Source organism: Botrimarina mediterranea (genome assembly GCF_007753265.1).
In the GTDB taxonomy this organism is placed as follows: Bacteria; Planctomycetota; Planctomycetia; order Pirellulales; family Lacipirellulaceae; genus Botrimarina; species Botrimarina mediterranea.
This window is the reverse complement of the sequence record NZ_CP036349.1, coordinates 2,695,507-2,709,242: the sequence shown is the minus strand read 5'-3', so window position 1 is coordinate 2,709,242 and position 13,736 is coordinate 2,695,507. Positions and strand designations below refer to the sequence as shown.

The 13,736-nt window shown below is 65.3% G+C and carries 10 protein-coding genes; 9 read left to right on the top strand and 1 reads right to left on the bottom strand.

Annotated elements, in window-relative coordinates:
• Positions 1-33 precede the first annotated feature (33 nt).
• Positions 34-2,625, bottom strand: coding sequence for a PSD1 and planctomycete cytochrome C domain-containing protein (locus tag Spa11_RS10615; RefSeq protein ID WP_197529899.1), 2,592 nt, complete (start codon positions 2,623-2,625; stop codon positions 34-36).
• Between the two features lie 469 nt (positions 2,626-3,094).
• On the opposite strand from Spa11_RS10615, the gene Spa11_RS10610 reads away from it, so the two are divergent.
• From Spa11_RS10610 to Spa11_RS10575, 9 genes are all read left to right on the top strand, one after another.
• Entirely contained in the window at positions 3,095-3,646 is a 552-nt protein-coding gene (locus tag Spa11_RS10610; RefSeq protein WP_145111922.1) for a sigma-70 family RNA polymerase sigma factor, read from the top strand.
• Between the two features lie 147 nt (positions 3,647-3,793).
• Positions 3,794-5,530, top strand: a complete 1,737-nt coding sequence (locus tag Spa11_RS10605; RefSeq protein ID WP_145111919.1) for a LamG domain-containing protein — start codon at positions 3,794-3,796, stop codon at positions 5,528-5,530.
• Between the two features lie 44 nt (positions 5,531-5,574).
• Positions 5,575-6,630, top strand: coding sequence for a DUF1559 domain-containing protein (locus Spa11_RS10600; RefSeq protein WP_145111916.1), 1,056 nt, complete (start codon positions 5,575-5,577; stop codon positions 6,628-6,630).
• Between the two features lie 77 nt (positions 6,631-6,707).
• Complete coding sequence (locus Spa11_RS10595; protein ID WP_145111913.1) at positions 6,708-7,373, top strand: hypothetical protein; 666 nt, start codon at positions 6,708-6,710, stop codon at positions 7,371-7,373.
• 108 nt (positions 7,374-7,481) lie between these two features.
• Entirely contained in the window at positions 7,482-8,429 is a 948-nt protein-coding gene (locus Spa11_RS22915) for a hypothetical protein (RefSeq protein WP_197529898.1), read from the top strand.
• 8 nt (positions 8,430-8,437) lie between these two features.
• Positions 8,438-10,087 (top strand): spherulation-specific family 4 protein, encoded by a 1,650-nt coding sequence (locus tag Spa11_RS10590; protein WP_197529897.1) that lies wholly within the window; start codon positions 8,438-8,440, stop codon positions 10,085-10,087.
• Positions 10,088-10,101: 14 nt separating this feature from the next.
• Positions 10,102-11,028: a sugar phosphate isomerase/epimerase family protein gene (locus tag Spa11_RS10585; RefSeq protein ID WP_145111907.1), complete on the top strand. Its 927-nt coding sequence runs from the start codon at positions 10,102-10,104 to the stop codon at positions 11,026-11,028.
• 33 nt (positions 11,029-11,061) lie between these two features.
• Positions 11,062-12,372 carry a Gfo/Idh/MocA family protein gene (locus Spa11_RS10580; RefSeq protein WP_145111903.1) on the top strand — a complete coding sequence of 437 codons (1,311 nt, stop codon included), beginning with the start codon at positions 11,062-11,064 and terminating at the stop codon, positions 12,370-12,372.
• Between the two features lie 171 nt (positions 12,373-12,543).
• The gene (locus Spa11_RS10575; RefSeq protein WP_145111900.1) at positions 12,544-13,653 is read left to right on the top strand and encodes a formylglycine-generating enzyme family protein; all 1,110 of its coding nucleotides are present in this window, start codon (positions 12,544-12,546) and stop codon (positions 13,651-13,653) included.
• Positions 13,654-13,736 lie beyond the last annotated feature (83 nt).

Sequence of the window (13,736 nt, the reverse complement as noted above, 5' to 3'; positions counted from 1 at the left end):
TGCTCTCCGTGCCTCTGTGGTAAATTTTTTCTTTCAATCGACGAACTGGAACTCGTTGCACATCAGCAGCACCTGCGCGAGTCGGCCCCAGCGGTCGAGCGGCGCCGGCGCGGGGCCTTCGAAGCCTGTTGTCGATCGGTAGGGCGTCGCGACCTCTTCGCCTTCGCGGAGGAGGTTGAGCGTAACGTCCCAGCCGAACGAATCGAATGCTTCGCTCTCTCGGCAATCGACAACGAAATCGATCGTGTCGCCCGCCGCGACGCGCATTGGCTGCGTTCCGGTGTCGGTGGTCGCGTTGGCGGCGGTCCACTCGCCCGTGATGGCGCCGACCGAATGCACGACGCGGGCGCGGACGCCGTCGCCTTGGTCCGAGCCGTGTGACAGCTTGCCCGCCACCGTGACATCTCCGGGCGCGGGCGCGGTCCAGCGGCGGATCGCTTGGTGGGTGGTGTCACCGGGGTGGCCGCCGCCGGCGTTGAGCATGACCCAGCCGATCGACGGATCCGGCAACTCGGGCCCGCCTTGCCAAGCGTCACCCTTGAAGTGCGGCAACACGTGGAAGTCAATCGTGACGCTTGCTTCATCAATGCGGCCCCAGCCGTAACTCCATTCCGGCGCCGGCGGCGCCTCGGCGGCGGCGGGGTCCGTGAGGAAGGCGAAGAGGTCCGCCCGCTCGGCGTCGCTGGGCCGGCGGCCCTGTGTCTGGCGGAACATCCACTCGACGCGAGCCGCCTCATCGGCGCCGGCTTCCGCGCTATGCTCAGCTAAAGCCGCGGCGTTGGCGATCATCAACGGGCTATTGAGGAAGTAGAGCGCCTGTTGCGGCGAGACCGTCACCGCGCGGTTCGAGGCGTGCGTGTCGGGGCTCGGAAAATCAAACGTACGGAAGAACGCCGGGAGGTTCTGGCGTTCAACGAATCCATAGACCGCGCGGCGTGTCGTCGGCGTGTCGCCCACCAGTTGTTGCGACGGGCCGCCCATCGCCAAGTCGAGTCGCCCGCACGCTTGCAGCACCGCGTCGCGGTTCGCCTCGAGGTCCAGTCGCCGCCGTTCGCGACGTGTGAGCAACGTATTGCCGGGGTCGGTTTCAAGCGACGCCGGCGGCGCCTCGCAACTCTGGCGGTAAACGCTCGACAGCACGATCCGCCGCACGAGCCGCTTTGTCGACCAACCGTCGTCGATCAGCGCTGTGGCGAGATAGTCGAGCAGCTCGGGATGGGTTGGCGCCTCGCCACGCAACCCAAAGTCGCTCGCCGTCGCCACGAGGCCGCGCCCGAAGAGCCAGCCCCACACACGGTTGGCCCAGACGCGCGCGGTGAGTGGGTTGTCGGGGCTGGCGATCGCTTCGGCGAGTTCGCGCCGCCCGCTCCCCTTCTCGAACGGCCGGCGATCCCCGTCGGTCACGCATGCCAGGAATTGGCGCGGCGTCGGTTCGCCCCGCATGCCGGGGTTGCCGCGGAGGAAGACGACCTGCTGCACCGGCTCGGCGCGATCGACCAGCACCGGGGGGCAGTTCTCGGGCTTCTGCTCTTCGCTGCTGGCGAAGACGCTGTAGAGCGAGTAGTAGTCGGCCGTTGGGATCGGGTCGTACTTGTGATCATGGCACCGCGCGCAGGCGACGGTGAGCCCGAGCATGCCGCGGGTGACGACGTCGATGCGGTCGTCAATGATGTCGTGCGGGTTGTTGAGGAACCGCCGCCCGAGTGTCAGGTAGCCCATCGCCTCGCGCGGCGCTTCCTCGCCGAGTTGATCGGCCGCGATTTGCGCGATGAGGAACTGGTCGTAAGGCAGGTCATCGTTGAAGCTGGCGATCACCCAGTCGCGGTAGCGGTAGGCGTTGGGGTAGTTGCGATCCTCCTCGAAGACATAGCCCTTGGTGTCCGCGTAGCGCGCCACGTCGAGCCAGTAGCGGCCCCAGCGCTCGCCAAACCGCGGCGAAGCGAGCAGCGCATCGACAATCGCTTCGTAGGCCTCATCGCTCGGGTCGTTCTGGAAGCGCTCGATCTCGGCGGCCGTCGGCGGCAAGCCGGTGAGGTCGAAGTAGACGCGACGTAACAGGTCGTGCGACGTGGCGGCCGGCGCCGGCTCAACGCCGGCCTCGCGCTGCTTAGCGGTAACGAACGCGTCGATCGGCGTGCGGACCCCGGCGGACTCGACCTGCGGGACCTCGGGCCGTTCGATTGGCTGGAACGACCAGTGCGACTTGGCGTCGATCGTCGGCGGCTCGGTGATTGGCTCGTCACCTTCGCGCGGGTCGTGGGCGCCGGCGGCGATCCACTCGGCGAACGCGGCGATCGTCTCGTCCGGCAGCTTGCCGGAGGGGGGCATCTCGTAGCCCTCGTAACGCAACGCCTGGAGCAGCGGGCTGTCCTCGGGTGTGTCGGCGGAGAGGACCGGCCCCGAGTCGCCGCCACGGCACATTGCCGCGGCCGTGTCGAGCCGCAGACCGCCCTGAGTGACGCCGCTCGCCTGCGAGTGGCACGGATAGCAGTGCTCGATCAGCACCGGGCGGATGCGGCGCTCGAAGTGGTCCAGCGCGGAGCCATCGCCAAACGCGCCGCCAGCCAACAACGCCCAGGCGAGCGTCGAGGCGAGGCTCAGGACCGCAACCCAGCGTTTCCGCATCCTTCGTCTCCGCAACATCCTGGCAGCGAGACAACGTCAGCGGACGGGGCCCGCCGATGTACCAACTTCGGTACTCCCCACAGGATGACGTTCTTCGCGGCCAATCGCTAGCGGATTTGCGCAGCCGTTGACGCCCTTCGTAAGACGTCGCACACCGAGCGGGTTCCGGCACGGCGCGCGATCTCGTCATGAACTTCCTGACGATGCTCATTGCCCCGCGCACTGGCGCAACCCGTTGCCGGGAAGAACCTTACAGCGAACCCAGCACCTGCGGCCTTCGGCAAAAGCGCAGGGCTATCTCTCCGGGCGCCGAAATTTGAAGATTTCGTGTTGCCTTTACTTACCATGCCCCGTTGCTTGGTCAGAGCGGTTAGGCCGGACGCCTGACCGCCTCTGCTGACCAGAGAAGACGGCTGGCGGGCGGCTTACTCCAAGACAAGCGACCCCTCAATAAATCGACGGAGCGTCGGTGCCGGGCTCAAAGGTTGAACCAGACGACTTCGTGATGCTGCTGGCGCGGCAAGGGCCCCGGGTGCGGGCGTTTGTCGCCACGCTCGTCGGCTACGACGCCGACATCATCGACGAGGTCATGCAGGCGACGATGCTCGTCGCCTGGAAAAAGCTCGATACGTTCCGCTACGAAGAAGAGCAGCCGACCGAGGAACTGATCCGTTGGGTCTGCACGATCGCTCGGTTCGAGGTGCTGGGCTACCTGCGGGACAAGAAGCGCCGGCAGACGTTGGCGTTCGACGAACACCTGGTGGGCGAGCTGGCCGAGTTGCAAGACGAGAAGAGCGACCTGCTCGACGCGCGGCGCTCGGCGCTGCGGGGTTGCCTCAAGCAACTCGAGCCCAAGCAGCAAGAGGCGATCCGGATGCGTTACGGCGTCGGCCTGTCGATGACCGAGGTCGCGACCCGCCAGAACCGCAGCGTCAAAGCGGCTACCGTCGCGATGTGCCGGGTCCGCAAGGCCCTGGAACGATGCATCCGACAAGCGCTCAGCCGTGAAGGACTCGCCTGAGAAACGGCTTTGTGGGAGGCGTCTCCAGACGCCGATTACGGACTCCTGGCCGAACACGGCGTGGTGCGCGTCATCGACGTCTGGAGACGCCTCCCACAGAAAAACACAAAGACAATTCGTCTAACGGGATGGTTTAGAAGGAACGTTATGGCGGACAGCCAGCACAACACGACGCCGAGTGACGAATTGGATTCGCTGCTCGAACAACTCGCGCTCGGCGATCTCGACCCCGCCGGCTGGCGGCGGGTCGGCGAGTTGATCCGCGGCGACCGCGACGCCGCGCTGCGGTACATCGAGACCGCCCACTACTGCGAGACGCTCCGCGACGAGACCACCAGCGCCAACGGCGACACGCTCCCACCGATCGCCGACGATTCGCCCCCCAATCAAGCGCGGGCGGAAGCGAAACCCACTCGGGCCGAGTCGTCGGCGTCGCGCGGCCTCGGCCCGCTCGCTTGGTTCGCGCCGTGGGGGCTTGCCGTTAGCGCGGCCTTCTTCTGCGGGTGGCTGGCGTCGGGGTGGGACAAGACGCCGTCGCCGCGGGTGATCCCGGCGGTAGCGGTGACGGCGCAACGTTCGTCCATCGTTACGGATGGGGATGAGCCCCTGGGCCGCGTCGTGGGCCTCACGCCGGTGGCGTCGTCCGACGGCCTGCTGCGGTCGCTCAAGGTCGGTTCGCCACTCGGTCGGGGCGAAGTCTTCCAGCTCACCCGCGGCGCCGCCCGGCTCGAGATCGCCGACGGCGAGGTCCTCGTGCAGGGCCCTGCCGAAGTCTCGGTGATCGGTTCGCACACCCTGTTCGTGCGGCAAGGCAAGGTGACCGTCGCTCACGACGACGCGCTCACCGTCCAGACGCCGGTGGCGATCGTCACCGGCGAGGCCGCCACGTACGCCGTCGCCGCCGAAGGTGAGACGGAGGTGAACGTCACCGTCATCGATGGCGCCGCCTCGGTCCACAGCCTGCCGCGTCGGGGGCGGGTCGGCGCGTCGCTGGGGAGCGTCGCGGCCGGTCGTTCGATGCGGGTGGTCCACACCGGCTCGCGCAACCTCCGCGTCGATGACAACGCGTCGCCGCCCGACGGGCTGTTGCTCTCGTGGGACGACACCACCACCCAACTGCACCCGTACGAACGGTTGGTGCTCTCCGACGAGCCGCTCGCTTACTGGCCGCTCTACCGGGTGCGGCGTCACCGGGCGGTGCTCGACCTCACGCAGCACGGCTTCGACGGCTACGCGATCGGCAACTGGCCGACCGAGCTGAACGACGTCCACGCCAGTCAGCCCCGTGGCGCCTATTTCGACGGCGAGTCGTACATCGAGCCCGAGCGCAAACCGCCCGTTGATTTGCGGACCGGATTCACGATCGAGAGTTGGGCCCGCGTCTCGGGCGGGCCGGAGTACCAATCCGTCTTCGCGTCGCGTTGGGTGCTCGAGTCGAACACCGAGAAAGAACAGTGCTTTGGGTTCACGCTCTACGCCGGGCAGAACGACAAGTGGCAGTTCTGGACCGGCTCGGGCGAGTACGGCAAGAACTGGGACCAGCTCCACGCCGACAGCAAAGTGCAGCGGAACCAATGGACGCACGTCGCCGCGTCCTTCGCGCCCGACCCGGGACAGCGGGATGCGGGCCGGGAAGGCGAAACCAAGTCGCTCACGGGCGTCGTGCGATTCTACGTCAATGGTGAACCTGTGGGCGAAGCGCGTCGAACGATGTCGCTCGAGGACTTTGCCTGGCCGGCGCGGATCGGCGCCGCCGAGTTCGTGCCGCGTTCGCTGACGTCGTGGCTGTTCGTGGGCGAGCTCCGCGACGTCGCGCTCTACGACCACGTGCTGCCGCCGGAGCGAGTCCAGCGGCACGCGGAAGAAGGCAGTTCGGTGATTTGAGTATTTTCGCCACGAGTGATTTCACGCAGAAGGACGGACCTAACATGACTCGACGATCGAGCGACGACCGCCGTGGCTTCACACTGGTCGAGCTGCTAGTGGTGATCGCCATCATCGGCATCCTGGTGGCGCTGCTGCTCCCCGCGGTGCAGGCGGCCCGCGAAGCGGCTCGTCGGACGCAGTGCAAGAACCAGCTCAAGCAGCTGGCGCTCGCGTTCCACATGCACCACGACACGCACAAGCACCTGCCGACCGGTGGGTGGGTGTTCAACTGGCTCGGGTATCCCGAGTACGGTTACGGCAAGGAGCAACCAGGTGGATGGCTCTACAACATCCTGCCGTACATCGAAGAGCAGGCGCTGCACGACCTCGGCGACGGTCTCACTGGCGCGGCAAGGGAAGAGGCAACGAAGAAGCGCGTGCAGTCGCCATTCGAAGGCATGACTTGCCCAAGCCGTCGAGGCGCCAATCTCTTCGCACTACAAAACCCCAGCCTGCCGTATGCCTACTGCGAGCTACCGATCGACGTTTCCAGTCGCACCGACTACGCCGCGAATGCGGGGGACATGTTCAGTGGCGAAGCCACGGTCAATCCGGCGGGCATCCCCTACAGCCAGACGAACTACGACGCTGCCCTGAACTTTGCATGGCAGCCCGTCTGGTCAACTCGGGATCCCGACACGAAAACGGCAATGACTGTTACTCAAGGCACAGGCGTCGTGTTCTGCCGATCCGAGATCACGTTCGCCAAGATCACCGATGGCACTTCCAAGGTCTATATGGTCGGTGAGAAGTATATGTCCACCGATCACTACGACGATGGTCTTGACGAAGGCGATAATGAAGCGGGGTTCAGCGGCTCCAATGAGGACACGCTGCGGACGACCGTCGCTACGATCAATCTAAATCGTGCTGTTAATCTTGAACCCGACAAGTCCGGATCAACGATTGGTGAGGACGTGAAGTTCGGCTCGGCTCACTCCGGCGGATTCAACATGTCGATGTGCGACGGGTCGGTCAACTTCGTCAGTTTCGACATCGATCCCGATGTCCATCGCTTGACCGGCCATCGCTCGGATGGCATCGCGTTGAGCCAGTGAGGCCCACGTTCGGAACTTAGAAGAAGCAGAGAGCAGGCGATTCCCTCAACTAGTGAAGCCCCCCAGGAGAAGATCTCATGAGATGCGTGCTCGCTGCCTTGCTGGGCGCCGTGGCGATGACCGCCCCGGCCTCGGCCTATTACAAGTACATTTCTATCGACGGCGACTTCAGCGACTGGGCCGATGTCCCCGTCATCGACGCCGACCCGCAGGACAACGTCGGCTCGGTTGACATCGGCGACATCAAGGTCGCCAACGACGACAACTACCTCTACATCTACTACTCGTCCTACGACTCGTTGGCTTTATCGACGTTCGTCACGATCGACTACGACAGCAACCCCGCGACCGGCTACGACGTCTTTGGCCTCGGGCTCGTTGGCGTCGAGGCCGGTTGGCAGAACGACTTCCCGTTCCAGTTGCAAACCGGCGTCTTTAACAACGGCCTGGGCTTCGCGGCGGGCGACTTCTTCGGCATCGGCGCCGCGTTGCTGGCCCCGTACGGCGATTTCCCCGAGCACGAACTGGCCATCCCGCTGGGCCTGCATTTCAATTTCGGAGGTTTTGTTCCCGATGCGCCGGTCTTCGACGACGCGGACTTCGACCTCTTGCTGTGGACCGACGCCGGCGCCGGCGACGTTTCATCGAAGATCAGCTACACGCTGAGCACCCCCGAACCGACCTCGGCGACGATCGCCCTGGTTGGACTCTTCGCGGCGGCGGCTCGTCGGCGAGTTGGTTAGCGGTCACGTTTAGCAATCGAGTTCCGGGGCGGCGCCTTCGCGCGTCCGCCCCGGAATCTAAATCGCACTAATCCCCCCTCTAGGCGTCCGCCGCCAAGGCGATTTCCCATGAAACACCGACCAAACTTCTTGGCGATCCTCTGCGTCGCCTCTCTCGGAGCGGGCGCGTCAGCCCAGGTGATCGCTCCCAGCCTCTTCACAACGTCGATCCAGGTGCGCGACGAGGTGGAGGGGACCGAGTTCGACGATTGGGCCGACATCCCGATCGCCCTCACCGACGCGCTCGACAACCCCGGCGGCTTTCCCGCCCCGTTTGTCGATATCAACACGGTGCAGATCGCCAACGACGCCAACAACCTTTACATCCGCGTCACGACCCACAACACCACGAACGCTCCTTTAGGCAGCGGGTTGTACCTAGCGTTCGACCTCGACCAAGACTCGGCGACGGGCTTCGACGTCTTCGCTCTCGGCGAGATCGGGTCGGAGCTCGGCTACATCACGGACTACCCCTACGAGCAAGCCACCGGCACGTTCAACACCGGTGTGGAAGGCGTCGTTGACTATGAAGGCGACTTCATCGGCCTCGGTCTGACGTTCCCTTACTACGTCACGGGGCCCCCTGTTGGCACGCAGATGGAATGGTCGATCCCGCTCAGCTTGGCGATTGGACCCGAGGCGCCGGGCACACCGGTCTTCACCAGTGATTCGTTCAACCTCATGGTCTGGAACGATCAGGGCGAAGGGGACGTGACCGAGGTCATCTCTTACACGCTCGCCGCAGCCCCAGAAGTCGCCGGCGACTACAACAGCGACGGCTTGGTCAACGCCGCCGACTACACCGTTTGGCGTGACAGCCTCAACGACATCGGCCCGGATCTCCCCGCGGACGGCAACGGCGACGACGAGATCAACCAAGCCGACTACACGATCTGGGCGAACAACTACGGCGCTCCTGGGACCCCCGCTGCCGTGAGCGTGCCCGAGCCAACCGCCTTGTTGCTGGCGGCGTTTGCCCTGGGCGCGCTGGCGCGTCGCTCTTCCAACGGACGCTGAAGGGACCCGTGACGCCAAGACCGCTAATTCCGAGCTACCGATCCTGGGGTGGAGCGATCGCCCGCCTGCTGACGCTGCTGGCCATCCTGCCCTTGGTGGGCGCGTCAGCGGGCGCGGCCTTCGCGCTGGAGATTATCGTCCCCGCCTACTTTTACCCCTCGCCGGGGAGCGATTGGGGGCGCATGACGGCGGCTCTAGACCAAGCGCCGATCACCGCGATCATGAATCCCGGCAACGGCCCCGGCGCCAACCGGGACGCCAACTATGACGCCGTCACGGATGCGTTCACGACGGCGGGCGGCAACCTGATCGGCTATGTCTACAGCAGCTACGGCGCGCGTCCGCTGAATCAAGTGCTCACCGATATCGACCGCTACGCCCAGTGGTACCCGATCGAGGGCATCTTCGTTGATGAGTTCACCAACACCAGCGACCCGGCCGTGCTGGATTACTACAACGCGATCTATGAACACGTGAAGGGGATCAACCCCGAGTGGGAGGTGATGGGCAACCCGGGCACAACCACCGTCGAGGCTTACCTCACCCGCCCCACGGCGGACCGGCTGATGGTGTGGGAGAACTTCGGCTCGACCTACCCTGGCCATACGCCTTCGGCCTGGAACGCCGACTACGACAGCACGCGGTTTGTGAATCTGCTGCACACGCTCGCCTCGGGCGACACGGCGGCGAGCTACGTCGATCTGGCGGTCGAGCGGAATGTCGGCGGCGTCTACTTCACCGATGACGTGCTCGGTAACCCGTGGGACCGGTTGCCGACTTACTGGGACCAATTCGTCGCCAAAGTCGCTGCGGTGAATAACCGTGTCGAAGGCCCGCTGCAAACGCTGAGCAACTTCGTGGCGGATGGCGCCATTGTCATCGATGCGCCGCGCGACGGCTGGGCGGGCGTCGCGGCTTTCGACGCCGACCCGGCCGGCGACACGCCGGCGGCGCTCGACATCGACTCAGTAACGATCGCCAATGACACCGACGATCTCTTCATCAGGCTCACGTTCAACGCCGGCAACGGTCAACCTGCCGCACTCGGCTCGGCGCATCGGATTTATCTTGATACGGACGGTGATCGCGGCACCGGCTACTACGGCGATGGCGGCGCGTTTGCGATCGGCGCCGACTATCTCGTGCTCAACAACCGGCTCTACGGGTTCCAGGGAAAGACGCAGGGGACGTTCTCTTGGAACTTCTTGCAAGACATCCCCGCCGACGCCACGACGACAGACGACATCGAATGGTCGCTGCCGTTGGCGGCCGTTGGTGGCGCTGAGGGGTTTGACTTCCTCGTGCAGACCAACGACGCCGCCGGTCCCGACTACGTGCCCGACGCCGCCGCGACCGGCGCGCTGGGGAACGCGTATCGCTACGAAATCGCCACTCCGCCGCTTGCGGGCGACTACGACGCCGATGGCGACGTGGACCTCGCCGATTATTCACATTGGCTGGCGCGGTATGGTTCCGTCGACACAACGGCCGATGGCAATGGCGACGGCGCCGTGGACGCCGCCGATTACACCGTCTGGCGCGACGCCTACGCCGCCACGACATCGGCGAAAGCCGTGCCCGAGCCGTCCAGCGCAGTGATGCTTTTCACTCTGAAATTGATCGATTGGCGCCGCCGCCACGCAGCGACGCGTTACTGAGAGGATAAAGCCGAATGAACATAAATCTCAGCCGCCGGCGTTTCGGCGCCGTCATCGCGGCCACCGCCGCGGTCGCCGCCGCGCCGAAGCGCGCGATTGCCGAGACGTCCAGCGGCCTCTCCCCTGCCCCGACAGGCCCTGCCCCGACAGGTCTCGGCGATGACGTCAAGACATTCCGCAAGGCGGTGAAGTGGGGCATGATCGATATCGATGGCCCGCCGCTCGACAAGTTCCAGCTCTGCCAAGAGCTGGGCTACGACGGCATGGAGCTGATCAGCCCCGGCCAGCCCCCGATCGACGAGCTCCGCGCCGCTGTGGCGCAGACCGGCATGCCGATCCACGGCCTCGTCAACGAGCGCCACTGGCAGGTGCGTCTCTCGGCGCCCGACCAAGCGACGCGCGACGCCGCGCGGGCGATCCTCGAACAAGCGATCCGCGACGCGCACGCGATGGGCGGCTTCACCGTTCTGCTCGTGCCGGGCGTCGTCAACGAAGAAGCCAACCACGATCAGGTCTGGAAGCGCTCGGTCGCCGAGATCAAGAAGGTCTTGCCGCTCGCTTCGCTGTTGGGCGTACGGGTGCTGATCGAGAATGTCTGGAACGGCTTCTGCGAAACGCCGGAGCAGCTCCGCGACTACCTCGACGAGATCGATAGCCCCTGGGTCGGTTCGTACTACGACATCGGCAACAGCCAGAAGTTCTCGGCCAGTGAGAACTGGATTCGGGTGCTCGGCTCGCGGATCGTCAAGCTCGACGTCAAGGACTGGGGCGTCACCGCCGGTTTCTGCAAGATCGGCGACGGCGACGTGAATTGGGCCGCCGTGCGTGAGGCCTTGGCTGAGATCAACTTCTCAGGCTGGTGTACGGCCGAGGTGACCGGCGGCGGGCGCGACGAGCTCGCCGACATCAGCCGGCGGATGGATCAGGTGCTGCTCGGTTGAGCAGCCTAGACTTACATGAACGAGGAGACGGCCATGCCGAATAATAGCTCAGCCAATACCGCTTCCGACGCCAGTCGTCGTGACTTCTTGAAGCATTCCGTCGCCGCGGGCTCGCTGGCGGCGACGCTCGCGGCGAACCCTATCGCCCGCGCGGCGCACTCCGGCGCCGACGAGACGATGCGCGTCGGGCTGGTAGGCTGCGGCGGGCGTGGCCGCGGCGCCGCGATCGACGCCCTGACTGCCGACCCGAACACGAAGCTCGTCGCCGTCGGTGACGCGTTCCTGGACCGCGCCGAGGGCGGTCTCGAAGCGATCCAGTTCGAGGACTCGGTCGCCGACCGCGTCGCGGTCGACAAGGACCACGTGTTCGATGGCTTCGACAATTTCAAGAAGGTGATCGACTCGGGCGTCGATGTCGTGATCCTGGCGACGCCGCCCCACTTCCGCCCCGAGCAGTTCGCCTACGCGGTCGAGAAGGGGAAGCACGTCTTTATCGAGAAGCCGGTCTCCGTCGATATGGCGGGCGCGGCGAGCATTGCCGAGACGTGCAAGCTCGCCGCCTCGAAGGGGCTGTCGATCGTCTCGGGCCTCTGCTGGCGTTACGACCTCGGCGTCCGTGAGACCATGAAGCGGATCGAGGACGGCGCGATCGGCGAGATCGTGGCGATCGAGTCGTGCTACAACTCCGACACGCTGTGGCACCGCGGCGACAAGGCCGACTGGAGCCGCATGGAGTACCAGCTACGCAACTGGCTCTACTACACGTGGCTGTCGGGCGACATCATCGCCGAGCAAGCGATCCACTCGCTCGACAAGACCGCCTGGCTGCTCGGCGACCTCAGCCCCACCAAGGCGATGGGCATCGGCGGTCGGCAGCAGCGGACCGATCCCAAGTACGGCAACGTCTTCGACCACTTCACGGTCTTCTACGAGTACCCCACCGGCCAGAGCGTCTACTTCACCTGCCGTCAGCAGCACAAGTGCACGCAGCGGGTTGATGAGATCGTCCACGGCACCAAGGGCAAGGCCGAGATCCTCGCCAACCGGATTTGGAACCCCAGCGGCAGCGAGTGGCGGTACGACGGCCCCAAGCCGAGCATGTACCTCAACGAGCACGTCGAGTTCTTCAAGTCGATCCGCGACAACGAGCCGATCGACAACGGCCACTACATGGTCAACAGCACGCGGATCGCGCACCTCGGCCGGATGGCGGCGTACTCGGGCCAGACCCTGTCGTGGGACGAAGCGATCGCCGACCCGACACGCCTCGGCCCCGACCAGTACAGCTGGAGCGACGTCCCCGAACCGCCCGTCGCAATCCCCGGCGTGCTAGCGAAAGCGTAACGCTTCACCATCTCGATAGACGGCGAGCCGGCGACGTTAGTCGCCGGTGGGCGCTACGAACCATGCCATTTCCCCTGACACCCACCGGCGACTAACGTCGTCGGCTCTCCTACAACCCTGCTCAATGGCTTGAATTTGACCGCTTTTGTCCGACTGCTGATTCTGTCCACGATGGCCGTTTCGACGTGCTACGCGCAACGTGAGGGCGTCCTAGAGGCACGTCCTGACCAAGGCCGCTACGTCGAGTTGGACGGGGTCTTCCTGGTTCCTTACGAGGCGACGATCCCCGGCTCTTCGGTCACCTTCTGGATGGAGCCGATCCCCGGCGGCAAGACGACCGTCGGCGACCTAGAAACGGGCGAGACCGTGACCGTCGAGCTGGCGCCCTACTGGATCGGCCGCACCGAGGTCACCTGGGCCGAGTACCGGCTTTACATGGACCTCTGCACCGTCTTCGAGAAGTTCGACGACGCGGGCGTCCGCCAAGTGACCGACGACAACCGCGTCGATGCGGTGACGGCGCCGTCGAAGCTCTACGAAGCCAGCTTCACGTTTGGCTCGGGCGACGAGCCCGACCTGCCCGCCGTGTCGATGACGCAGTTCGCCGCCAAGCAGTACACGAAGTGGCTGAGCCTGTTGTCTGGCGACCGCTACCGGCTGCCGAGTGAAGCGGAGTGGGAGCACGCCTGCCGGGCGGGGACGACGACGGCCTACTCGTTCGGTAACGACAACGATGTGATCGACGAGTATGCCTGGACCGACAACAACGCCGACTACGAGACGCAAGCGGTCGCACAGAAGCGGCCCAACCCGTGGGGTCTCTACGACATGCACGGCAACGCCAGCGAGTGGGTGCTCGACGCTTATTCTGAGGCGCCCTACTCAGACCTCAACGACGAAGACGGCCCCAGCGGCGAGCCGCCGGTCGCTTGGCCGACCAAGCTCTTCCCGCGCGTACTGAAAGGTGGCTCGGCTTTCCTCGCTACTGAGGAAGCGACCAGCGCCGCGCGCCGAGCGTCGGACGACGACACTTGGCAGGACTACGACCCCAACCGGCCCAAGAGCCCTTGGTGGTTCGCCAACGACGACGCCCAGGACGTCGGCTTCCGCTTCGTGCGCCCCTACCACACGCCGTCGCGCGAACAGCTCAATCGCTACTGGGACGCCGACCTGCCGCGCATCCAACGCGTCGCCGACATCCGCATCGACGACGAGGGCCGTGGCGAGCGCGGCCTCGTCGACCCGGAGCTCCCCGCCGCGATCGAGCACCACGGCCGTTGAGCAACCGATTCTAACTAATGGACCACGGAGCCACTGAGGGCACGGAGGAAAGCACTGAGGAAAAACCCCTCTGTGCGTCGCTC